Raw genomic sequence first — 22,478 nt, 5'->3', positions numbered from 1 at the left:
GTTCCGGATCACGCTTCCTCGTCTAGGGGGCCTCGTGCCAGATGGGCGACGTCCAGGCCATCTCCTGGGTGGTCTGCGGATACGATCCATCACCGCAGACCGCCGGGCGTTCTGCTTCGGGCAGGCGCAGGCAGTCGAAGACGCTCCAACGCGCCGAGGGGTTCTCGACGGCGCGCACGTAGTAGTAGGTCGACTGGCCCGGATCGAAATCGTCGTCGCGATAGACCGCGCAGAGACTGTCGTGGCCGTCGCCCTTCCGTTCCCCGGTGGCGAGATCGACCGTCGCGTCGTTCGGTCCGCCGGCGAGGACGATCACCTCGGTCCGTCGACGGCCCTCGGCGTCGATCCAACCCTTGACGAGCTGGAGCTGCTGGAGCGGTGCCCCCATTCGCGAGGCGTCGCGGGTCGCCGCCGCCACGAAGACGGGCTTCGCCTCCGGCGACGTCGGCGCCGGTAGATCTCCGCCCATGGGCACACCTCCGGCGTATCCGACCTCGACCATGTCCGCACGATCGCAGAGGTCGGCCTCGTAGTCCCAACCGCCGAAGAAGCGCGGAACGATCCGCGGCCCGGAGGTCCCGAAGGTCTCGCGCCGCAGCATGGCTTCGAAGATCGCGTCGCGGGAGTTCTCGACGGCCCAGACGCCGGCGAGCCCACCCGGGTTGCCGTCGATCCCGCTGGTCAGGAGGCCAGGCGAGAGACGTTCCTGGGGCGTCGCCTCGAGAGAGACGTGCCCGCGCCAATCCGCTTCGTCGACGGCGCCGGGCGTCGCCGCGTGCGTGTCGGTTGCCGCGACGACGCCGAGCTTCACGCTGTTGAGGCCGATGGCGTCCGCCTCTTCGAGGCCGACGAGCAGACCGGACCGGAGATAGTCCGTGGCATCGACGCAGCCCGCGCCGAGCATGCCGTAGCTGCCGACCTCGTCCCCGCACTCCTGCGTCACTTCGCGCGCCTCGCCGAGGATCAGGTTCCCGTCCTCGTCGGCCTGAGTGACTCCGTAGACCTCTTCGCGGCCGATGAAACGGACGGCCTCCACGTCGCACAGCTCGTCCGGCGCGCCGAGCACGCTCGACAGGCCGTTGATGCACTCGGACGCGCCCTTGTGCTGGAAGATCTCCATGATCGGCTCACGCTCGAGCCGCTTGGCCGCATAGGCCCGGCGGTTCTCGAGGGTCGGGGCGAGTCGCATGTAGGGCGCCATGCGGCCGTTCGCGAGATTCGAGTTGTGCGGAATCGTGAGGTACTCGCAGCCGTCTGCTTCCAGACAGACCGCGTCGAGACCTTCCCACAGCGCGCTGTCGTAGGGCGCGTCGACGTAGGAGACCGGAAAGGGCGGAACGCTGCCGTTCCGGAAGACGACGTTGCGGTGGTAGTTCGACGTCCCGGGCGTGCCCGTGTACTCGTAGGCCTTGAGCGCCGTGAAGCGGCAGGCCGAGCTTCGATCGTAGGCCGCGTCCGCCGCGTCACCGATCCGCGTCCACGGATCCCGAGCCCACTCGCGACAGAGCTGGCCGTCCTCGCCGCACACCTGAGGGAGTCGCGCCGGCGTCTCGGTCGTGATCACCTGGCCGAAGAGCATCATGCCGGTTCGCTCGTCGCTCCGGGCCTGCTTGCAGAAGTCGGCGTCGTAGCGGGGCGAGTCCGGGTCCCGGCAGAGACGGCGCTCGCCGAGGAACTCGCCGTGGTCCGTGACGGCGAGGAAGTCGAGGGGCCGGTCGATCGCGAAGGATCCGACGGGCGCTCCGTTCTCGAGGGGCCAGAAATCGATCGCTTCGCCCTGCGCATAGCGGTACGCGTCTTCGGGCGTCGCTCCGATCGTGTTCGCGGCCGCATCGAAGGAGAGCTCGGTATGGACGTGGAGGTCCCCGAAGAGCGGGAGTCGGTTCGGCGTGTAGTGGTCGCAGGGCGTGCGCTCTTCGGTGTAGACTACCAGACGTTCCCCCTCGGTCGCCCCGGAGGCGGTCGCGGCGGTTTCCTCGGCCGGAGTGGCGGCGTCTCCGGCGTCCTGCGTTTCGCTACAGGCGGCGGTGAAGAGAACGAAGACGAGGGCGAAGGCGTAGGGACGGATCGTTCGGAACGACATGGAACCTCCCGGCGGTCGGCGGCGGGAGGCGTGTAACCTCGCCCGCTCTCCACCTCACGAAGTGGGAATTCGACGGTAGCGTGCGTTGCCGGGCACGGGCGGGACGCGGGGTGCAAGGTGGACCGAGGAATGCACCCGCGCTGCCAGCACCGCCGGAAGCCGTGGAAGCGAGTACCGCGATCCACGATCCGCGAGAGAAACGAGACCAGCCGTTCTCGACCTCGAGCGAATCAGACGACGAATTCGCGCGATCTCAGGAGGGTGCAATCGTCGGTCCACGATTCGCGGGGTGCGACTTCGGGAATCAGCCTCCGTTGCCAGGGACCGGGCTCAGGCGGCCGCCGGCTCGGCCCGACCGCGCGCTTCACGCGCCGCTGGCGAACGCCGGCAGCACGCCGCCGACGAGATGCTCGTCCGCCTTGCGGGCCTCCGCGACGTCGACACCGCCCGTCGCCCCGACCAGGATGGCCTTGCCGATCCCGAGCTCGGCGATCTCCTGCAGCCGCGCCACGCAGGTCTCGGCGGATCCGACGATCGCATAGCGGTCGATGAACTCGGGCGTCAGGGCGCTCGTCTGGTCCGAGTCGGCGCGGGTGTGCTGCTTCATGTCGTAGACGCCGTGGAGCTTCTCCATCACGCCCCGCATCTTCTCGTCCGCGGGCCCCTGGACGGCCCCATGCATGACCGAGAAGCGGGCGAAGGTCGTGAGGCCTCCGGCGACGAGCGCTCTCGCCTTCTCGATGTCGGGATGACACATCACGTTGAGGTAGGTCGCGTACTCGAACGCGTCGGGGTCGAGACCCACGTCGACGCGCGCCTTTCTCGCGGTCTCGATTCCCCAGCGGAGTCGATCCGGATCGGCACCGAGCGCGAAGACGATCCGGTCCGCCGAACGCGCGGCCGCCGCGATCACCTTCGGGCCGGTCGAAGCGACCTCCACCGAGACCAGAGGGTCACCGTCGGCGCGCCAGACCAGGCGACTCGCCGCCGGCGTGTCCGCCAGACCGAGGGTCGCCACATCCGGTGCCGTCGACTCGCTGAAGCCGAGGTCCTCGAAGGCGACGGGCGCTCCACGCAGAAAGCGCCGAAGGACCTGTACGTAGCGTTCGGTATGGGCGACCGAAGCCGGCGCGCGACCGAGGTGGGCCAGCGCAGAGTCCCCGCGGCCGAGTCCAACGGTCACGCGCCCACCGGACTCGACCGAGAGCGCATGCGCGGCCGCCGCCGTCACCGCGGGATGGCGCGTGATCGGATTCGTGACGCTCGTGCCGAACTCGAGACGCTCGGTCGCGCCGGCGATCAGGGCGAGCGCCACCCACGCATCTCCCGCGAGGTTCTGGGAGTCGGTCACGCCGAGACCGGCCCAGCCGTCCCGCTCCGCCCGCTCGGCGCGTCGTGCGAGACCGCGAGGGGAAGACGTCGTCAGACTCCAGAGCTTCATCATGATCTCCTCCAGGACCGGCCCCCCGACACCCATCGATTCTGGCCGAACCCCGTCGGGCCGTCGAATCCCGCATCCGCGAGGCATCGAACGGCTCCGCCACGACCGTCTGGAGTGCAACCCCCCGGATCCACGACATTTTTTCGGGCAGAGCCGCGACCCCGGGTCCCGACGGGAACCTGTCGCGGAGGGGCGACAAGCGGCCCCCGCTGCGGTTATCCTCCTCGCCGTTCCGCCCCCCAGTCCACCGCATTCGATCCTGCCCCATGAGGAGTACCGCGCCATGGCATCGACGCGCGTCCCGTCGTCCATCGTCTTCGCCCTTCTGATCGCCCTTCTTCTCCCGATCTTCGGCTGCGGTGAGGACTACCGATCCGAGCGCTACGAGTCCGAGGAGACCCGCGCGATCCGCGAGAAGGTGCGCGCCGAGATGGCGAATGAGCGTCTCGAACGGATCGGCAACCGCCTCGCGGTGATGAACGAGAGCCTCGCGAGTTCGCCGAACGCCTACGCGCTCTCCGCCGGCGACGCCTCGGAAGGGGAAGAAGAGGCCTCCGCGGGCATCAGCCTCGCGAGCGGCGAAGAGGTCTACACCGCGAACTGTTCGAGCTGCCACGGCGCGCGCGGCGAGGGAGACGGTCCGCTCTCCGGCGGCCTCCAGCCCCAGCCCGCGAAGCATGCGGACGGCGGCTACATGAACGCGCTCTCGAACGACCACATCTACAAGGTGATCGCCGAGGGCGGCGCGGCCGTCGGTAAGTCCTCGATGATGGCGCCGTGGGGCACGAGCCTCTCCGACGACGAGATCAACAGCCTCGTCGTGTTCATCCGGACGCTCGCCGACCCGCCCTACTCGGGACCGGTGCCCGGCGAGTCCTGATCCCGGCTCCGCAGGCGGCGGACTCGGCGGCGCAATCGCCCGCTCTGTGAACCCCTTCACAGAGCGACCCGGCCGAAGCGCGCAGTATTCCCGTGTCCACGATGGACGCCCCGACGAGGGGCTCCGAAGGAGACCGGAATGCAGGCTGCCGTCGTTCGTCCCGTTCTGCTCTCGTCGCTCGTCGCCGCCCTGACCTTCTTCGTGGGCACGATCGGCTTGACCACGCCGGTCGCGGCCTTCCTCGGCCTGACCGGCCTGGCCGCCCTCGCCTATCCGCGGGGTTGGAACGACGAGGCCTGAGGCGGGCGCCGATCGGATCCTGCCTAGGGCGCGAGCGCTGGAATCCTCGGGCGCGGGATCGGACGCGCCCCGAGCGGATCGAGCAGCGGGCGCTTCCGGAGCCGCTCCACCTCGGCGACCCCGAACGCCTCGAGGTCGTCGACCCCGGACATCTCCGTCAGCACGAAATCGAGGAGCCTGGCCAGGGCCGCGCTCTCGAGCGGCGCCTGAGCCACGCCCGGAACACGGACGAGAAATTCACGCCCGCCCTCGACCGCGAGGAGAGGAGCGAGGGCGCGCAGATCCGGCACGATCCGGCCATCCCCCCGGCCGTCGGCCCCATGGCAGCCCGAGCAGTGGAGCTGGAACGCCTCCCGGACGGGGATCTCGGCGAACGCGCCGGTCGCGGCCGACGCGACGAGAAGCGCCGTCGCCAGCGCGCGCCTCATCGTTCCGGCTGCGCTTCGGTCGCCTGTCCGACCACGAGCGCGACGGAGCAGTGATAGGCCTGGGACTCCGCCCCGGCGCACCAGTTGATGTCGTTGCTGCGGTACCAGTGGTACTCGGGCCGATCGCCTTCGTTCCGGTTGCAGCCGCAACGTCCGCAGAATCCCTTGCCGCAACAATCGTTGTAGGAGATCACGTAGTCCTTGCCGTCGCCGGGATTCTGACAGGTTCCGATCCAGGTGACGGGGGACATCTCGGTTCCGGGCGGACAGGTGGTCGCGCTCCCTCCGCAGCAGGCGCAGAGAAATCCGTCGATCGCGCAGTGTCGCCAGTAGTCGCATTTCGTCGGATCGCCTGCTTCGCCGGGCACGTCCTCGTCCGGCGCCGGCACCCGCGGCGAATCGGCGGAGGCTCGCGCCACCGGCAGCAGCGGCACCGCGGCCGCACCGACCAGCAGCGCGCCGAAGCGCGACAGCAGGGACCTTCGACTCGTGTTGCGCGCGAGTCCGCGAGTGAGGCGCTCGAAGCCATCGTCGAATCCGCTCATGCGTCGCTCCTCCGAGTCTCGACGGCCAGGGGCTGCTGGGAGAGGTAGTCCTGGATCGATCCGACCCGCAGCTGCTCCGCCTCGAAGAGGCTCTCGACGTGCTCGCGGGTGTTCACGATTCCCTGACCGCGAACGATGCCGTCGCCATCCAGGAGGACAGCGTAGGGCAGCTTCGCGATCCCGTATCGGACCGAGAGCTCCGCGGAGAGAACGTAGTCCGCCGGCGCGAGCTCGTGCTCCCGCGCGAGGCCGACGTGGTCCTCCTCGGCGCCGTCGCTCGCGATCACGAGCTTCGAAGCGCGCTCCCGCGCGATCCGCTTCACCGTGGGCAGCAGGCTCTTGCAGACGGGACAGCGCGGGGACACGAAGAAGAGCAGCCGTACGCGCCCGTCCGGATCGGGCTCACCGATCCGCCCGAACGTGCCGTCGAGGGCCTCCACAGCGACGGTCGGCGCCGCCTCTCCGACCTTCGGCCCATCCGAGAGGGCCAGCGCGCCGGCGGGCGCGATGCGCTCGTGGAGAACACCGACCTGCCGCGCCAGGGCGAACACGACCCCCGCCAGCACGAGCACGACGATCCAGAGGGCGACGACCGAGACGACGAGCGCCTGCGTCATGACGTCCCCTGCTCGAGCTCGGCGTCCGCGACGCCGACGAGGTGCGAAGCCGCCGACCAGAGCAGGGCCACGCTCGCGAGACCGACGGCGAGCGTCAGCCCGTCGAGCGCGCCTAGAACGCGATCCGTGGATACCGAAGCACCGACGAGGCCGACCGCGATCAGCAGTGCGTTGCGCGCCACGAGCCGAGGGTGCAGGCGCTCCCCGGGGCCACCGCAGCCGCACTCGATCTCGTTGCGCCCCCTCGCGAGGTTCACGCCGATCGCCACGGCGTACCCGGCAAGCACGATCGCCGCGAGGACGGACGCGTGAGGCGCCGTCCACGGCACGACGAGTCCGACGACGAGCCCGATCTCGAGCGCCGGGAGCACGCGCGCGATTCCGAACGACCAGGTCGCGGGGGCGAGGCGATAGTCGCGCACGATCCCTTCGAAGCGGAGCAGGTCCGCGAGCTTGTGCCGAACGGCGCCGACGAAGAGCAGAGCGAGCGCGAGACGCGCGAAGAGCGGGAGGACGGGATCGAGTCCGGGCATCACGGCACTCCGAGGGAGGGCCCGCTCAGTCCGGCCTCCACGAGGGTCCGAACATGGTCGCCGCTCTCCGGATCGATCACGCCGACGACGCCGAAGTCGCCGGAGCGGGTGAAGAGGAGCGGCGACGGATCCTGGGAGACGACCAGGGAATGGGCGCCCTCGTTCGGCACGAGCCAGCCGAGGACCGAATGGGCGAAGCTGCCGGGCGCCAACCCGAACATCGGACCGAGGAACTCGACCGCCAGGTTGGGCACGTCGAAGCGGGCGCGGCGAGCCTGCTCGGCGATGTCGAAGACCCAGATCTCGGGGCTCGCGTCCTTGTGCGACCCGGCTTCGCCCTCGTGCATCAGGACGAAGAGTCGCCCCGTCGCGGCATGCAGCGCATGGGGCTGGAGACCGCCGGGGCGCCATCCCGCGTCCTTCTCCGCCGCGGAGACGAGGGACCAGGAGGCCGAGGCCTTCGGCTTCGACGCGGCGTAGTCGATCGCGTGGACCTGCCCGAGAAAGCTCACGAAGAGCCAGGCGGCGCCGCTCCGCACCCCGACCATCGAGACGGGATCCGTCAGGACGTCGAAGAAGCGCTCGCTTCGCTCCGTGGAGGCGACCGAGCCGTCTTCGTCGAGGGACACCTGGACCGTCGACCCGTCGCCGCAGAGGGTCGCGACCCGTCGGGCCCCCGTCGCGTAGACCCCGGCGCAGCCCGCGATCGGCGCGCTCGCGACCACCGCGCGCGCCTCGAGGTCGACGATCATGACGACCGTGTCGGGGAACTGACTGAAGACTGCGAGGAAGCGATCTCCGTCGAGCAGGGTCGCATGGTTCAGGCTCGTGTTGCTCGAAGAGACCGGGTTCGTGAGCAGGATGTCCGCACGCACGTCGAGGGTCTCTGCGTCGTAGACCGTGACGTAGTCCGTGCGCTCGCCGCGCGTCCCCCGCGCGTAGTCGACGTCGATCGAGTAGATCTCGCCGCGGGTCCGCGACACCAGGGGCAGCTTCGGCGTGAGCGTTCCCCCGCTCGGAATCGTGGCGACGAGATCTCCCGAGTCTCCGTCGAAGACGAAGCTGTGCTGGAAGAGCCGGTCGGTCACGAAGACCCAGTGGTCGGAGATCGGCGGCATCGTCGCGACCTGCCCGGCGGAGTCGATCTCGACGGCGATCGACGTGGGCGCGACGAGCAGCCAGACCAGACCCATCGCCGCGGCCGTTCGGCGTCCCGGGTCCACGTTCCTCGAAGCCATGGTCGTCGTCCTCCCGGGCGGCCCGACCGCCTGCGCCGATCAGAGTAACGCTCGCGTTCGGGACGAGCCCGCGCCGTGGGACTCGGAGTCCCGTCCGAAGCCCCCTGCCGCGCCCTCGATTCTCGTAGCCCGAAGGACCACGCGCTAGCGTCGTCCGCGTGACGCTCGCCTCGAACTGCCCCCGCCCCGGCCGCCCGCTCACGTGCCGTCCCGTCCTGCTCCTGCTCGCGCTCACGGCGGGCGTAATCGGCTGTGGCGAAGAGGAAGTCACGCAGCGGGAAATCCCCCCGCTCCCGGTCTTCGCGACGGTGCTCGAGGCGACGGACCTGCCGCGAACGGTGACTTCGGTGGGCAGCCTCGAGAGCCCGGAGATGACGACGGTCGCGAGTGAGATCGCGGGGACCGTCGTCGAGGTCTCCGCCCGCGAGGGCGAGCGCGTCGAGGTCGGCCACACCGCGCTGCGTCTCGACGACACCGAAGCCCGGGCGAACCTCAAGGTCCGGGATGCCCAGCTGAAGAACGCGCGGGACCGGTTGGCGCGCATCGAACGCCTGCATTCCGACGGCGTCGCTTCGCAGGCCCGCCTCGACGACGCGCAGGCGGCCTACGACGCGGCGGACGGCGCCCGCCGCGCGGCGCGGACCCGGCTCGCGCGACACGCGCTCCGCGCGCCCTACGCCGGCACCCTCGGCCTCTTCAGCGTCGACCTCGGCGACTACATCGACCGCGGCGACCCGATCGTCGAGATCTCCGACACGAGCGCCCTCGAGCTCCGCTTCGCCCTGCCCCAACGCTTCATCGCGCAGGTCGAGACCGAACAGACCGTCTACGGGATCGTCGGCCGCTGCGGCCCACGCTTCGAGGGTCGCGTCATCGCCGTGGACCCGCGCGTCGATCCCGAGACGCGGATGGTCGGGGTGCGTGCGGCCGTGCCCAACGCCGAAGGCCTGCTCCATCCCGGCATGGCCGTCCGACTGCGCGTCGTCACCGGGACCTTCGAGGACGCGATCCTGCTCCCGCAGGAAGCGATCATCCGTCAGGGCACGAAGCACATCGTGCAGGTCGTCGACGAAGAAGACCGCGCGCAGCCGCGCGAGATCCGGATCGGCGACTACTACCTGGACGGTGCCCACGTGACGGAGGGGCTGGCCCCGGGCGAGAAGGTCGTCGTCGCCGGCCAGCAGAAGCTGCGACAGCCCGGCATGAAGGTGATCCCGAGTCCCGACGACCGCGCGAGCGAACGGAATCCGGTCGCCGAGGTCGGCCGCTACGGGCCCGCCGGCTGCGAGTCGTCCTGATGGACGCCGCGCCGGAGCGTCGCGGAGGGACGCCATGACCCTCTCCGATCTCTCGATCGGCCGGCCGGTGCTCGCGACGGTGATGAGCCTGCTGATCGTCGTGGCCGGCGTGGCCGCCTACCGCTCGCTCCCCGTCCGGGAGCTGCCGGACGTGGACAAGCCCGTCGTCTCGATCTCGACGATCTACATCGGCGCGAGTCCCGAGACCGTCGAAGCGACGGTGACCGAGCCCCTCGAGGCCGAGATGAACGGGCTCGAGGGGATCGAGGTGATCACCTCGAGCAGCTACTACGGCATCTCGGTCATCAACGTCGAGTTCGCCGCGGGCCGCGACCTCGACCTCGCCGCGACCGACGTCTCGAACGCCGTCCAGCGGGCGGTCGGCGACCTGCCGGAGGAGGCGGAGCGTCCGGTCGTCCGCAAGTCCGGCGCCGACAGCAGCCCCATCATCTGGATCAACGTCTTCGCCGACGACTATTCGCTCGTCGACCAGACCGACATCGCCGATCGCCTCGTCCAGTCCCGCATGCAGCTCCTGCCCGGCGTGGCACAGGCGGTGATCGGCGGGGAGCGGCGCTACGCGATGCGGATCTGGCTCGACCCGGCCCGGATGGCCGCCCGGGGCGTCGACGCCCTCGACGTCCGGGACGCGATCCGACGCAGCAATCTCCAGCTCCCGGCCGGCGAGCTCGAGGCGACGACGCGCAAGTTCACGATCAACGCGGACGCGCAGCTCGAGGAGGCGAGCGACTTCGCCGCGATCGTGATCCGCGAGACCGAGGACATGCCGATCCGGCTGCGGGACGTCGGCTGGGTCGAGCTCGGCTCGGCGAACTACCACACGATCACCCGCTATGCGGGCCGGGAGACGGTCGGCGTCGGGATCGTCCGCCAGTCCCGCGCCAACGAGCTCGACATCTCCGACGCCGTCCACGCCGAGATGAGAGCGATCGAGCCGAGCCTGCCGCCGGGCGTCGAGCTCACCACGGCGACGGACTCGACGATCTTCGTCCGCGAGGCGATGAAGGAGGTCTGGCAGACCCTCGCGATCGCCTTCGGGGTCGTCGTGCTGGTGAACCTCTTCTATCTCCAGTCGCGGACGACCACGACGATCGTGAGCATCGTGATCCCGGTCTCCCTGGTCGGCACCTTCGCCGCCATGGCCGTCCTCGGCTTCTCGGTCAATATCCTGACCCTGCTCGCCCTCGTGCTCTGTATCGGCCTGCTCGTCGACGACGCGATCGTCGTGCTCGAGAACGTCTACCGGCACCAGGAGACCGGCGAGGGCCGTCTCGACGCGGCGAAGCGCGGGGCGCGGGAGGTCCTCTTTCCCGTGCTCGCGACGAGCGCCGCCGTGATCGCCGTGCTGGTTCCGCTCTCGCTCATGAGCGGCGACACCGGGCGCCTGTTCCGGGAGTTCGCGATCACCGCCGCCGCCGCCGTCGCGATCTCGACCTTCATCGCGCTGTCCCTCGTCCCGATGCTCTGCTCTCGCTTCCTGACCGTGAAGGAACGGCAGGGGCCTCTTTCGAGCGCGATCAACCGCGGGATCGCCGTCGTCGCCCGGGTCTACGACCGCCTCCTCGACCGCGCGCTCCGCTTCCCCGTGGCCATCGCCGTGCTCCTGCTGGCGGTCGTCGCCACGACCTGGCTCCTCTTCGAACGGATCGACCAGACCTTCCTCCCCGTCGAGGACAAAGGCGAAGCGATGATCTTCATTCGCGCACCCGAGGGCTCGACCGCTTCCTATACCGCGCGGGCCCTGGACCAGGTCGAAGAGGTTCTGCTCGCCACCCCGGAGATCGACGGCTTCTTCGAGGCGATCGGCATGGGCTTCGGCCGCGGCGAAGACACCGGCCTCGGTTCGCTCTTCATCCGCTTCAGGCACTGGAGCGAACGCGAACGCAAGCAGCAGGACGTCGTCGAGTCGCTCTACGGCCAGCTCCTCGGCGGAATCCGCGAAGCCCTCGTCCTGATCTTCAATCGCCCCTCCCTCGGCCAGGAGAGCGACAGCGACATCGAGGTCGTCTTCACGAGCGCGTCCGCGGACCTGTTCGAGTTCGCCGACCTGATGGGCCAGATCGTCGGCCGCGCACAGGCCCTCGGCACGCTCTACAACGTCGACTCCGACCTGCGCCTCGCGAATCCCCAGCTCGACATCGACTTCGATCGCGAGCGCGCCGCCGACCTCGGGATCCCGATCGGGTCCGTCGCCGAGAGCCTCCGGCTGCTCGTGTCGCAGGGTCCCGCCGACGAATTCGTGCTCAGGAACGAGCAGTACGACGTCGTGATGGCCCTCGAGAGCCCGCTGCGGAGCGTCCCCGAGCAGCTCGGCGAGATCCACGTCCGGTCGGCAAGCGGTGCGATGATCCCGCTCTCCTCGCTGATCGAGCCGAAGGCGGGGATCGGGCCGAGCACGCTCAACCACTACGGACTGCGCCGCTCCGCCACCTTCTCCGCGAGCCTGCTCCAGGGGGCGGACCTCGAGGACACGCTGCAGCGCCTCGAAGCGATCTTCGACGAGACCCTTCCGCCCGGGTTCACGCGCGACCTGCGCGGGAACGCGAAGGAGTACCGCGAATCGTCCCAGCAGGTCCTGATCACCTTCGGCCTCGCCCTCGTGATCATCTACCTCGTGCTGGCGGCCCAGTTCGAGAGCTTCCTCCACCCGCTGACGGTGCTCTTCTCGGTTCCGCTCTCGACGCTCGGCGCGCTCTTCGCGCTGTGGCTCTTCAACGAGCTCCACGAGAAGGGCTTCTACAGCGCCCCGCAATCGCTGAATCTCTACAGCCAGATCGGGATGATCCTCCTGATCGGCCTGGTCACGAAGAACGCGATCCTGCTCGTCGACTTCGCCAACCAGGAGCGCGCCCGGGGCGCCTCGCTCCAGGACGCGCTCCGCGCGGCGGGTCACACGCGCTTCCGCCCCATCCTGATGACGAGCACGACCTCGGTCCTCGGCAGCCTGCCCCTCGTGCTCGCGAGCGGCGCCGGCGCGGAGAGTCGTCAGGCGATCGGCGTCGCCGTCGTCGGGGGCCTGCTCTTCTCGACGATCTTCACCCTCGTCGTCGTCCCGGTCGTACACGCGTGGCTGGTCACGCTCTCCGAGCGGTTCGTGCGCGCGCCGGATCCCCCGATCTGAGTAGCCAGGCTCACCCGTCTCGGCGGTTCCGCCTTCGCAGCACCGTCCACCCGCTCGCCCCGACGAGCATCGGCGCCAGGAGCCAGGGCGCCACGCCGGGGACCGCACTCGGCAGACTCACGGACCCCATCACGCCGGAAAAGTTGGTCGGCGAGTTCGGCCCGGGAGTGAGAACACCCGTATTGATGTCGCGATGCAGGGAGGTGGTCCCGTCGGTCGGCAGGGCGCCGGGCGGAAGGACCATCTCGTCGAGGCCACCGACATAGGTCACCAGGTCGCCCGACGGGTCGAAGAAATTATCGGGGATGATGTAGTCGGGTGTCGGCGCTCCGGGAAGCGCGGCGAAGTCGGCAGTGGCGATCAGCACGTAGGCGAACGCGGTGAATGGGAACAGCGGGAGATCGTTCGGAAACAGATAGGTGTTCGCGTTGCTGGTGATCGAGGTGACGTCGAGATTGCGTTCCTGGTTGCTCCCGCAGCACTCGTTCAGCTCGATGAACTGGATCGTGCCGTCGGCATTGCTGTACACCTCGGAGATTCGCCACAGGTGTGCTTTCGCGTGGACGTGCGCTGGCGCGAGGAGCGCGACCCACAACACGGCCAGTCGGGCCGCGTCGAGCACGGAGGGAACGCGGACGTGATCTCTCAGTCGGCTCGCCATGGCCGCATCATGCCATAGTCCGCAGTGATGCCGGCGACTTTTCCGATCGGACGCGTTCTCCCCCCCGTGCTCGCCCTCGTGGCGTCTACGTGGACGATCGCCTGCGATCAGCGGACGGAGACCGTATCGCCGGACGAGCCAGCGACCATCGCCGCCGTCGGATCGAAGGCGGAACGTCTGCTCGACCTGCTGGGCGGATCGCCCCCGTCGAACGCTCCGCCGACGCTCGTCCTCTTCGATGTCGACACGCCGCCGTCGCTGCGCCCGTCACCGACTCCGCCTTCGCCGACACCGCTCGTGATCGACGTTCACCAGATCGAAGAGGCGTACGCGCTGATCCGAGAAGCCGCGACGTCGACAGGACGCGGGGAGCACGCGGAACGCCTGATCCGCCGGCTCCATCGCCCGCTTGCCGCGCGGTCGACCGCCTACCTCGGAGCGAGACGCCCCTGCGTGGTCGTCATCGTCGACACCGCCCCGCTCACCCTCGCGGGCGGACACAGCTTCGAGACCGATCTCGTGCAGCTGCTCGGTGCCGAATCCGCGACCCACGGCGGCGAGACGCCGACGCGGATCGTGGACGAGGACGGTCTCACGGCCCTGCCGGTCGACCTGTTCATCGCGACCGGGGCCGCGCTGGAGGCGCCCGCCCTTCTGGCAGCGCTGGGTCGCCGGATCGCGCCGCGACCGCTCCGCACCGCCCCCGACCCCGGCGACCTCCTGTGGCTCGGCGACGCCGCCGAAGTCGAGGCGCTCCTCGACGCATGGGCACCGATCATCGAGACCGTCCGCGGCGCACCGACCGTCGACGGGAGCTGCGCCCGGTCACCTCGGCCGACCTCGACGAGCTGAAACGAGCGGGGCGGTCGCGCGAAGGACGCGATCGCAGCGTTCGTCGCCGTGGGCTCAGGCCGCCTTGAGTCGGACCGGCAGCTTCCCGAGCGAGAGCAGGATCGGATTGCCGATCCCGAGCACACTGTAGGTCGGGTCCCCGACCAGCTCGATGTCCGCCGTCCGGGAGAGGAGCTCTTCGAAGAGGATCATGATCTCACGGCGCGCCAGGTGGGCCCCGAGACAGAAGTGCGGTCCGCCGCCGCCGAAGGCGACGTGCTCGTTCTTCTTGCGCCGGACGTCGAAGCGGGAGGGATCCTCGAAGGCGCGCTCGTCGCGATTCGCGGAGGGATACCAGAGCGTGACGCGTTCGCCCTCGACGAGGGGAACGCCCGCGATCTCGGTCTCCCGCGCGACCATGCGCTTGAAGTAGGCGACCGGCGAGGTCCAGCGGATGATCTCCTCGGTCGCGCCCTTCATGAGCGATGGATCGCTCCGCAGCGCGGCGAGCTGCTCGGGCTCGGTCAGGAGTTTCTGGAGTCCGCTCGAGATCGCGTTCCGAGTCGTCTCGCTTCCCGCGACCGTCAGGAGCATGAAGAACGCCTCGAGCTCGAGGTCGTTGAGCGGCCCCTGGTCGTCCGAGACCGTCGCGAGCAGCGAAAGCACGTCGTCGGTCGCATTCTCGCGCTTCCGTCCGAGGATCTCGTGCCCGTAGGCGAAGACCTGCGTCGCAAGTCCCTCACGATCGGACTCGGGAACCGGGTACTCGGGATCGATGCAGAGCAGCATGTCGTTCGTCGTCTTGAAGAGCCAGTCCCGCTCTTCGAGCGGGATCCCCAGGATGTCCGCGATCATGTGCATCGGCAGCTGATACGCGACGTCCTGGACGAACTCGACGGTCTCCTTCTCGATCGCGTCGTCGACGATCTTCGTGGCCCACTCCCGAGCGAGCCCTTCGAGGCGACGCGTCATGCGCGGCGTGAAGCCGGCGCTGATCAGCTTGCGCTGGCGGAGATGGGCTGCGCCGTCCATGTCGGTCAACATGAGCCCGCTGCCTTCGTAGCCGAGTCCCGGCCCCTTGCACGACAGGAAGAGCTCCGGGTCGCGGTTCGCCGCCTGGATGTCTTCGTAGCGCGAGAGGACGGTGAAGCCTTCTCCTCCGGTCTCGGCGAAGCCCGACGTTTCGGGATGCCGCCACACCGGCGCCTCGTCCCGAAGCTGCTGGAAGATCTCGTGGGGGAAGCCCTGGCGATAGAGATCGGAGTCGGTCAGGTCGAGTTCTTCGAGCGAGATCGGCATGGCGGGGTCCTCCGGGCGTGGCGCGTGATCGCGGCCCGGAGTCTAGCCCGATCGTCTCGGCCGACGACGCCCGATTCCGCCTGCTACCCATCGAACATCGCGTCGTAGCGACGCTGCATCTCCTCGGGCGTCACCGCCTCGATCTCATGGCCGACGTTCCACTCGTGACCGAAGGGATCCCGCACGGTCCCGGAACGCTCGCCGTAGAACTGATCGGCCGGGGGCCGGATGATCTCGCCGCCCGCCTTCTCGGCCCGGGCGAGGACCGCGTCGGCGTCGTCGACATGGAGATGGATCGTGACGGACGTCCCGCCGATCGCCTCGGGGCCCTGGATGCCTGCCTCGGGATACTCGTCGGAGAGCATGAGCGTCGTTCCGCCGAGATCGAGCTCGGCGTGACCGATTCGGCCGCTCGGCTCGACGAGACGGAACTTCTCGGTCGCATCGAACGCGTCGCGGTAGTAGTCGATCGCGCGGGTCGCATCGGACACGCGCAGATACGCGAAGACTTCGTGAATGCCGGACATGGAGAGGCCTCCCGGGGGATCGATTCGTTTCGAGGGTCGCCGAATCGGCGGCCTCGCGTCTTGAAGAAATCGGCACCCCCGATGGGCCGCGAGCGGGACTCATCGGTCGAGGTCCGCGCCCTCCGGCACGTGATTCGCCGACCACGGCGCTCGACGGCGGTACTCGCCCAGCGTGAGTCCGGAGAAGGCGCGGAACTCGCGGGCCAGATGAGGCTGGTCCGCGTATCCGAGATCGACGGCAGCCCGCGCCCAATCGATCTCTGCGCGCGACGCGAGCCCGAGGGTCCGCTGGAACCGGCGCAGGCGAAGCCAGCGCTTCGGCGCGAGGCCGACGTCCTCGCGAAAGAGGCGGCCGAAGCGGCGCGGACCGACGCCTGCCAGCTTCGACAGGTCCTCCACCCGCACCACGTCGCGCCCGACTGCTTCGAGGGCGAGGGCGATCGCCGGATGGACCCCGCGCACGCGTGGCGACCGCGCCCGAAGCTCGTCGGCGAATGCCTCGAGCCGCGCGCGCGGTCCGGGCAGATCGATCAACCGGTTCGCGATCCGGTCGACGTCGCGTCCCCACAACGCTTCGAGAGGCGTGTGCTTCTCCGCGAGCGCTTCGGCGGACTCGCCGAAGAACGCGGCGGCCGCACCCGGCCGAAGCATCGCCCCCACGGACGCGACCGGCGTCGCCACGTCCTTCAGGTACGGCGCCGCCCGCGCTCCCCCGACGAGGGCGAAGGGAAGCGCCTGCCGCCGCCCGTCTTCGAGGATCCGCAGCGGCGCCGGATCCAGGCGGATCACCAGGTGCATCGATCCGGTCGGAAGCATCCGCTCCACCGTGGTCCCCCTCGGATGCCGCGTCTCGCCGGTCGAGGCCCAGAGACTCGACACGAAGGGGCGAAGCGGCGGCGGGACCGGAAGGCTCACCATGCGTCCATCAGTAGCGACGAGACTGCCGACCCGCCATCGGGGTCCCTCGAGACGCGACCTGAACGCGCGCGGGCTAGCATCGGCGATTCGCATCGGGCGAGCCGGTCGGCGCGACCGCGATTCGCACCGCCCGAGGCGACGCGGGGAAGGGACGTCGAAGCCAGATGAACGCCGACCTCACGCCCTTCCTCCACGCGCTGAAGCTCGGCACGATCACGAACGTCGCATTCCTGATCCACGCACTCTCGATCCCGGCCGACCGACGCGACCCGCTTCTCGTGATCCCCGGCGCGATCCTCTTCGCCGTTTCCGCGTGGCGATGCTGCCTCCCCAACCGCTACGAAGGCAACGTCGTCCTCCACGACACGGTCCTTTCCTCCGCGTTCGTGACCCGTGTCCTCGCGACCTTCTCCGAGGTCGCGTACGTCTCGTTCTTCGCCGTCGCCCTGATGCGTCTCGACCCGACCGGTCGTCCTGGCGTTCAGGCGATCGCGATCTTCATGGTCGCCGCTGCGACGATCTCCCAGGGCTTCGTCTGGACCGCGATCCTGACCGACCGCTACCGGCTCTACGTCTACGAGGAGATCGGCTGGCTCGTGCTCTTCGCCGGCCACACCGTCGGCGCGGGCTGGCTCTTCTTCGACGACCCGACGGATGCCGGGACCCGTAGTCTGCTCGTCCTCGCGCTGGTCTTCGGTGCGGGCTACCTGCCCTGGCAGCTGTTCCACCTGCGCTTCCTGGTTCGGGAAGCGCGGGAGCAGGAACGAGATCCCGCTCCGGGCGGCGGGGACACCTCGATCTCGCAACGCGTGCGTGCGACGCTCTTCGTGCGCGAGCGCGCCACGTCGAGCGAGGCCTGGGGCGGAATCATCGGGGTGACCTGGATGGCCGCCTACTGGGTCCTCGTGATCCCCGTCTGGATGCACGTCATCCTACGCGTCCTGTCCGCTCCCTGACCCATCTCCCCACGACCTGAACGGAGCCTCCGATGAAGGATCTCGAAAATCGCGTCGCCGTCGTGACCGGTGCCGCCAGTGGAATCGGGCGCGCCCTCTGCGACCGCCTCGCTCGCGAGGGCGTGCGCCTCGTCCTCTCGGACGTCGAGGAAGCGGCCCTCGCGAAGGCCGTCGCCGAGCTCGAAACCGACGGCGCGGAAGCGATCGGCGTCGTGACCGACGTGTCGAACGCCGACGCGGTCGAGGCGCTGGCCGAGGCCGCCGTCGCGCGCTTCGGCGGCGTCCAGCTCGTCTTCGCGAACGCGGGCGTCATGCAGGAGGTCGGCCCCGCCTGGGAGCGCCCGCTCGAGGACTTCGCCTGGGTCTTCGGCGTGAATCTCTGGGGGCCGATCCACTGCGTGAGGAGCTTCGTGCCGCGGATGCTCGAAGCCGGCGAGCCGGCCCACGTCGTGATCACCGGGTCGATGTCCGGCCTGACCGTCGTCCCGGGCAACGCCGCCTACCAGATGTCCAAGCACGGCACCGTCGCTCTCGCCGAGACCCTGTACCAGGAGCTCGTGGACACGCCGGTGGGCGTCTCGGTCCTGTGCCCCGGCTACGTCGCGACGGGCATCACGCAGTCGGACCGCAATCGTCCCGAGGCGCTGCGCCGCGACGATGCGCCGCCGCCGCGGGCGATGGCGGGCGGCTGGACGGGCGACGCCACGGATGCGCTGAAGGCGATCGCCGTTCCCGCGGAAGACGTCGCGGAGCGCGTCCTGAACTCGATCCGCGAGCAGCGCTTCTGGATCTTCACCCACGACAATGCCGATGCCCGGCTCCGTTCGCGCTTCGACGCGATCCTCGAGGGAAGCAATCCGGCCCTCGACCCTTCGGCCCCGCCGCGGGACGACTGACCCGCGCTAGTCGCTCCGGGTCATCCCGTCCTTGGTCATCTCGAATCCCGCCTTCGGCGCGACGAAGAGCGCCTTCGCTTCGGCGACGACGTCGTCTCCGTGCCGGAGCACGCCATCCGCGAAGATCTTGCGCCCGTCGACGCGGTCCGTGCGGATCTCGTAGTCGAGCTCGGTCTGAAGCGGCGTGAGCCGTCGGTAGACGACCTCGAGCCGATGGGTCGGGCCGCCGATCTGCTGCGCGACGACGTGATGACCGAAGGCCTGGTCGAAGAACCAGGCGACGTGGCCGCCGTGGGCGCACCCGGGCGGCCCCTCGTGAATCAGGTCGAAGCGCACGCGCCCGCGGCGTCCCTCCGGCATCTCCTCGGCGGTCATCCACGGATGCGCGACGTGGACCCGCGGCGCGAGGGCGCCGGGAAAGTAGTAGGGCCGCGTGCCCTCCTTCTCGACGGCCTCGACCGCACGCGGTGCCTCGTGTCGGCTCGCGATCGCGCCGAGCTTCGCCACCGCCTCGTCGAGGGTCTCGCGTGCCTCGGCCACGTGCGCATGGTCGCCCTCGTGGATGCGAAGCAGCTCGTTCGCGACGTCCCGAACACGCTGAGCGAGGTCGACGAGGTCGTCCGCGGGGGCCTGTCCGATCTTCGGGGTCTGCATGGCGCGGGAGGATGGCCGATCCAGCCCCGAACCGCCGGGACGAGGAGTGAATCGCGGGGACACCCCCTCTTTCTCGCGCAAATCGCGCCCCAAGTCGCGAGAAAGCCTCAAGAAAAACCGACCGCGGCCGAAACGGTCCTCAGCGGCGCGCACCCGATCTCGACGCGCCGGAGGAGATTCCGAGATGGCCCTGCGTCCCCTGGCTTTCAGCGTCCGACTTCGCGACCGCGAGAAGGGTCGAACCCTTCACGTCCGCAACGATCCCCGGTCGCCGAAGGACTATCTCCTCGAGGACGAGCGCGGCGACGGCGTGAAGCGCGTCCGACGCCACGGTTCGGCCCGTGAGGCGGTCCGCGACGCGGCGGATACCTGGCGCAAGCGATTGAACTAGCTCCTTTTTTCCAGGCTCGGCTTCAGCCGCCCCGCCCCTCCGGCGCAGGCGGCGCTTTTTTTGCCCTTCACTAATTGAAAATGATTTTCAATTTCGTATTCTTCCATCTCCCAGCGAGCTCGACCCTTCACGGAGTCCCCGCCAGCTCGGACGCGGCCCAACCGGCCCTCCCCGAAACGAGCTCACCGCCTCGGTCCCCGCCCGAGGCGGCACGGAAACAAGGCGCTCCCCCCGATGCGATTCAACGGTCCCAGGGTCAAGCTCAGCCGCCAGCTCGGCGTCGCCCTCACGCCGAAGGCCCAGCGCCTGATCGAGCGGAAGTCGACCACACGGCAGGGCCGTGCCGAGCGACGCCTTTCGGACTACGGCCTGCAGCTGCTCGAGAAGCAGCGCCTGCGCTTCCAGTACAACGTGTCCGAGAAGCAGATGCGCCGGACCTTCTCGCGCGCGAGCCGGCAGAAGGGCCGGACCGGCGAGAACCTGATCTGCCTCCTCGAGCGCCGCCTCGACGCGCTCGTCTACCGCAGCGGCTTCGTCGCCTCGATCTTCGCCGCGCGGCAGGTCGTCGCCCACGGGCACATCGAGCTGAACGGCCGCCGCGTACGCACGGTGTCCCAGTCGCTCCTGCCCGGCGACACCCTGCGCATCCGAGAGAAGAGCCGCTCCCTGCAGATGTTCGACATGGAGCACGCCGCCTATTCGCCGCCCGGCTATCTCGAGCGCGATCTCGACGAGCTGAAGGCGACCCTGACCCGTCTACCCGAACGCACCGAGATCCCGGTGATCTGCGAGGAGCAATATGTCGTCGAGTTCTACTCCCGCTAGCACGGCGCGCGCCTTCGCCCGCACGCAGCGTTTCGCGATCGCGTCCATCGAAGGCACGAACGTCGAAGAGACGGTCGCGATCGCCTTCACGCAGGACGGCTCGGTCCTGTTCGGCAACGACGTCCCCGTCGTTGCGCGCCCACGCCGCGCGACCCGCCTCTGGCTCGGAACCAAGCGTTGCTTCGCGGTGATCGAAGGCCGTGTGCGATCGCACCACGACGAGAACGACGCCGACCGCTGGCGTGCGCTCCATCCCGGCTTCGACATGAAGTGGTGCCTGGACCCCGACGTGATCGTGTGGAACTGCGTGGACGCCGGACCGCATGCCTTCCTCGCCTCGGAGTGGCTGCTCGACGACGCGCCGGGCCTCGCCGAAGAGTCCGCGCTCGTCGACCACCTGAACCTGTTCCACGCGCCGGTCATCGAGGCTCTCGTCTGGGAGATCGTCGAGCGGGACGGAACCGGAGCGCGTGTGGTCGCGATCGACCCCGAAGGCCTGCTGCTCGAGGCCGCCGGCGATCTCCATCACGTCGCCTTCGGTGAGATCTGCCCCACCGCCGACGACGTCAACAAAGCCATCCTGCGCCTCGTTCGAAACGTCGCCTGCTTCGCGGACGGACCCGCACCGGCCATGGTGCCCGGACCGCTCCGCATCTGACCCTGCCCGGGGGAGAGCTGGACACGGAGGTGAGTCGAGGCGAAGTCCGCCACGGCACCATGGGTGCTCCGATCCAGCTCCCCCCGGCCTGACGCCCCATCCGAGGTCGATTCATGAGCGAAATCGTCGACGTTGCGATCATCGGAGCCGGCTTCGCCGGTCTCGGCACCGGCGCGGGGTTGCGCGCCCAGGGGATCGAGAACTTCGTCCTGTTCGAGAGGGGCGACCGCGCCGGCTTCTTCTGGTCGACGACCTACGAGCGTCTCCATCTCCACTCCGCGTTCCACGACATGCCCCACGACGGTGGCCTGCGCGCCGACTACCCGATGTTCCTGTCGAGGAACGACGTCGTCGACTATCTGGGGCGCTACGCCAGGCAGCACGGTCTCGTCCCGCACATCCACTTCGACACGAACGTGACGCGTGTCGACCGCCCCGACGAAGAGGCGACCTGGGAGCTGCAGACGAATCGAGGATCGATTCGAGCGCGTTTCGTCGCCGTCGCGACGGCCATGAACCGGATCCCGCACGTCCCGGAGATTCCGGGGATCGACGCCTTCGAAGGTTGCGTCCTCCACAGCCACGCGTACGCCAACTCGAAGCCCTTCGCTGGCCATCGCGTTCTGGTCGTGGGGAGCGGCAACTCGGCAGCCGAGATCGCCCTCGACCTGAGCGAGGGCGGAGCGCGAGACGTCGCCATGTGGGTCCGCGCGCCGCGCCACTTCATTCCGCTGAAGCGCATGGGCCGCCTCTTCCGTGTGCTCCGTTTCCTGGGCGTCATGAGCGACAATGCGAACGACGAGGCCCACCGGATCTCCGTCGGTGACCCTCAGTTCGAGAAGATGGCCCGAATGCGCGATGGAATCGTGGGCCGACTCGCGGTGGACCTCTCGAAGTACGGGATCCAGCGTCCCGAGGTCGGCCCCTTCATGGACACCTACCTGAACAACCGGATTCCGACCTTCGACCAGGGCACGATCTCCGCGATCAAGCGGGGCGACGTGCGCGTGATCGACGGGAACGAGCGCCCCATCAACGGCTTCCGATCCGACGGCGTCGCGCTCGGCGACCGCGTCGAGGCGTTCGACGACGTGATCCTCGCGACGGGCTACGAACCCGGCCTCGAGGAGTTCATCGCCGACGAGATGCTGCTCGCGCCGGCACTCGGCTACGCGGCCTATCCCAGGACCGACGGACGCTGCCGGTCCAGCGTCGACCCGACGCTCTTCTTCCCGGGCTTCGACCGCACTCCGCTCGGAGGGTTCAGCCTGGGCCGATGGGGATGGGAGATCGCGGACGTGATGGCCGCGGCGCTCGACCGGTCCGAGAAGGAAGGGACGGCATGAGACCGATCACT

The 22,478-nt window shown here is 69.3% G+C and carries 23 protein-coding genes; 11 read left to right on the top strand and 12 right to left on the bottom strand.

What is annotated here, in order from left to right:
- Positions 1–22: 22 nt before the first annotated feature.
- Together NXI30_22520 and NXI30_22515 are read right to left on the bottom strand one after the other, a co-directional pair.
- Positions 23–2,083, bottom strand: coding sequence for a DUF3604 domain-containing protein (locus tag NXI30_22520; protein MCR9097006.1), 2,061 nt, complete (start codon positions 2,081–2,083; stop codon positions 23–25).
- Between the two features lie 364 nt (positions 2,084–2,447).
- Positions 2,448–3,524: an LLM class flavin-dependent oxidoreductase gene (locus NXI30_22515; protein MCR9097005.1), complete on the bottom strand. Its 1,077-nt coding sequence runs from the start codon at positions 3,522–3,524 to the stop codon at positions 2,448–2,450.
- A gap of 283 nt (positions 3,525–3,807) precedes the next feature.
- Between NXI30_22515 and NXI30_22510 the strand changes: the two genes are divergently transcribed.
- Together NXI30_22510 and NXI30_22505 are read left to right on the top strand one after the other, a co-directional pair.
- Entirely contained in the window at positions 3,808–4,404 is a 597-nt protein-coding gene (locus NXI30_22510; GenBank protein ID MCR9097004.1) for a cytochrome c, read from the top strand.
- A 138-nt stretch (positions 4,405–4,542) separates the two neighbouring features.
- Positions 4,543–4,704 carry a hypothetical protein gene (locus NXI30_22505; protein MCR9097003.1) on the top strand — a complete coding sequence of 54 codons (162 nt, stop codon included), beginning with the start codon at positions 4,543–4,545 and terminating at the stop codon, positions 4,702–4,704.
- Between the two features lie 23 nt (positions 4,705–4,727).
- Here NXI30_22505 and NXI30_22500 read toward each other — a convergent pair whose 3' ends face one another.
- From NXI30_22500 to NXI30_22480, 5 genes are read right to left on the bottom strand one after another with little or no spacing between them, the layout of a single operon-like run.
- Positions 4,728–5,132 carry a cytochrome c gene (locus NXI30_22500; protein ID MCR9097002.1) on the bottom strand — a complete coding sequence of 135 codons (405 nt, stop codon included), beginning with the start codon at positions 5,130–5,132 and terminating at the stop codon, positions 4,728–4,730.
- Positions 5,129–5,677: a methylamine dehydrogenase (amicyanin) light chain gene (locus NXI30_22495; protein ID MCR9097001.1), complete on the bottom strand. Its 549-nt coding sequence runs from the start codon at positions 5,675–5,677 to the stop codon at positions 5,129–5,131. The genes NXI30_22500 and NXI30_22495 overlap by 4 nt, the downstream gene beginning before the upstream one ends.
- A complete protein-coding gene (gene mauD / locus NXI30_22490; GenBank protein ID MCR9097000.1) occupies positions 5,674–6,294 on the bottom strand; it encodes a methylamine dehydrogenase accessory protein MauD in 621 nt (206 codons plus the stop codon). The genes NXI30_22495 and mauD overlap by 4 nt, the downstream gene beginning before the upstream one ends.
- The gene (locus NXI30_22485) at positions 6,291–6,827 is read right to left on the bottom strand and encodes a methylamine utilization protein MauE (GenBank protein ID MCR9096999.1); all 537 of its coding nucleotides are present in this window, start codon (positions 6,825–6,827) and stop codon (positions 6,291–6,293) included. The genes mauD and NXI30_22485 overlap by 4 nt, the downstream gene beginning before the upstream one ends.
- Complete coding sequence (locus NXI30_22480; protein MCR9096998.1) at positions 6,827–8,065, bottom strand: hypothetical protein; 1,239 nt, start codon at positions 8,063–8,065, stop codon at positions 6,827–6,829. The genes NXI30_22485 and NXI30_22480 overlap by 1 nt, the downstream gene beginning before the upstream one ends.
- Before the next feature lie 158 nt (positions 8,066–8,223).
- Here NXI30_22480 and NXI30_22475 point away from each other — a divergent pair, with 158 nt between their 5' ends.
- Positions 8,224–9,363: an efflux RND transporter periplasmic adaptor subunit gene (locus NXI30_22475; protein MCR9096997.1), complete on the top strand. Its 1,140-nt coding sequence runs from the start codon at positions 8,224–8,226 to the stop codon at positions 9,361–9,363.
- Positions 9,364–9,397: 34 nt separating this feature from the next.
- On the top strand, positions 9,398–12,505 hold the full coding sequence (locus NXI30_22470; GenBank protein ID MCR9096996.1) for an efflux RND transporter permease subunit: 3,108 nt from the start codon (positions 9,398–9,400) through the stop codon (positions 12,503–12,505).
- Positions 12,506–12,515: 10 nt separating this feature from the next.
- On the opposite strand, the gene NXI30_22465 is transcribed toward NXI30_22470, so the two are convergent.
- On the bottom strand, positions 12,516–13,166 hold the full coding sequence (locus NXI30_22465; GenBank protein ID MCR9096995.1) for a hypothetical protein: 651 nt from the start codon (positions 13,164–13,166) through the stop codon (positions 12,516–12,518).
- A 27-nt stretch (positions 13,167–13,193) separates the two neighbouring features.
- Between NXI30_22465 and NXI30_22460 the strand changes: the two genes are divergently transcribed.
- Positions 13,194–14,018, top strand: a complete 825-nt coding sequence (locus tag NXI30_22460; protein ID MCR9096994.1) for a hypothetical protein — start codon at positions 13,194–13,196, stop codon at positions 14,016–14,018.
- A 54-nt stretch (positions 14,019–14,072) separates the two neighbouring features.
- Here NXI30_22460 and NXI30_22455 read toward each other — a convergent pair whose 3' ends face one another.
- The 3 genes from NXI30_22455 to NXI30_22445 all read right to left on the bottom strand — a co-directional run bounded on the left by NXI30_22455 (position 14,073) and on the right by NXI30_22445 (position 16,741).
- Positions 14,073–15,296, bottom strand: coding sequence for a cytochrome P450 (locus tag NXI30_22455; protein MCR9096993.1), 1,224 nt, complete (start codon positions 15,294–15,296; stop codon positions 14,073–14,075).
- Between the two features lie 83 nt (positions 15,297–15,379).
- On the bottom strand, positions 15,380–15,823 hold the full coding sequence (locus NXI30_22450; GenBank protein MCR9096992.1) for a VOC family protein: 444 nt from the start codon (positions 15,821–15,823) through the stop codon (positions 15,380–15,382).
- Positions 15,824–15,922: 99 nt separating this feature from the next.
- A complete protein-coding gene (locus tag NXI30_22445) occupies positions 15,923–16,741 on the bottom strand; it encodes an AraC family transcriptional regulator (protein MCR9096991.1) in 819 nt (272 codons plus the stop codon).
- A 164-nt stretch (positions 16,742–16,905) separates the two neighbouring features.
- Here NXI30_22445 and NXI30_22440 point away from each other — a divergent pair, with 164 nt between their 5' ends.
- Both NXI30_22440 and NXI30_22435 read left to right on the top strand, forming a co-directional pair.
- The gene (locus tag NXI30_22440) at positions 16,906–17,697 is read left to right on the top strand and encodes a hypothetical protein (GenBank protein MCR9096990.1); all 792 of its coding nucleotides are present in this window, start codon (positions 16,906–16,908) and stop codon (positions 17,695–17,697) included.
- Positions 17,698–17,729: 32 nt separating this feature from the next.
- Positions 17,730–18,593, top strand: coding sequence for an SDR family NAD(P)-dependent oxidoreductase (locus NXI30_22435; GenBank protein ID MCR9096989.1), 864 nt, complete (start codon positions 17,730–17,732; stop codon positions 18,591–18,593).
- Positions 18,594–18,599: 6 nt separating this feature from the next.
- Here the strand turns inward: NXI30_22435 and NXI30_22430 are convergent, their stop codons facing one another.
- Complete coding sequence (locus tag NXI30_22430) at positions 18,600–19,247, bottom strand: hotdog fold thioesterase (GenBank protein MCR9096988.1); 648 nt, start codon at positions 19,245–19,247, stop codon at positions 18,600–18,602.
- Between the two features lie 184 nt (positions 19,248–19,431).
- On the opposite strand from NXI30_22430, the gene NXI30_22425 reads away from it, so the two are divergent.
- The 4 genes from NXI30_22425 (at position 19,432) to NXI30_22410 (ending at position 22,467) form a co-directional block, all read left to right on the top strand.
- Positions 19,432–19,638 (top strand): hypothetical protein, encoded by a 207-nt coding sequence (locus NXI30_22425; GenBank protein ID MCR9096987.1) that lies wholly within the window; start codon positions 19,432–19,434, stop codon positions 19,636–19,638.
- Positions 19,639–19,872: 234 nt separating this feature from the next.
- Positions 19,873–20,463 (top strand): 30S ribosomal protein S4, encoded by a 591-nt coding sequence (rpsD, locus tag NXI30_22420; protein MCR9096986.1) that lies wholly within the window; start codon positions 19,873–19,875, stop codon positions 20,461–20,463.
- Positions 20,438–21,121 (top strand): hypothetical protein, encoded by a 684-nt coding sequence (locus tag NXI30_22415; GenBank protein MCR9096985.1) that lies wholly within the window; start codon positions 20,438–20,440, stop codon positions 21,119–21,121. The genes rpsD and NXI30_22415 overlap by 26 nt, the downstream gene beginning before the upstream one ends.
- Positions 21,122–21,234: 113 nt before the next feature.
- On the top strand, positions 21,235–22,467 hold the full coding sequence (locus tag NXI30_22410) for an NAD(P)/FAD-dependent oxidoreductase (GenBank protein MCR9096984.1): 1,233 nt from the start codon (positions 21,235–21,237) through the stop codon (positions 22,465–22,467).
- Positions 22,468–22,478 lie beyond the last annotated feature (11 nt).

This window comes from bacterium, assembly GCA_024742285.1.
In the GTDB taxonomy this organism is placed as follows: Bacteria; Myxococcota_A; UBA9160; order UBA9160; family UBA4427; genus UBA4427.
This window is presented reverse-complemented; position numbering and strand designations above follow the sequence as displayed.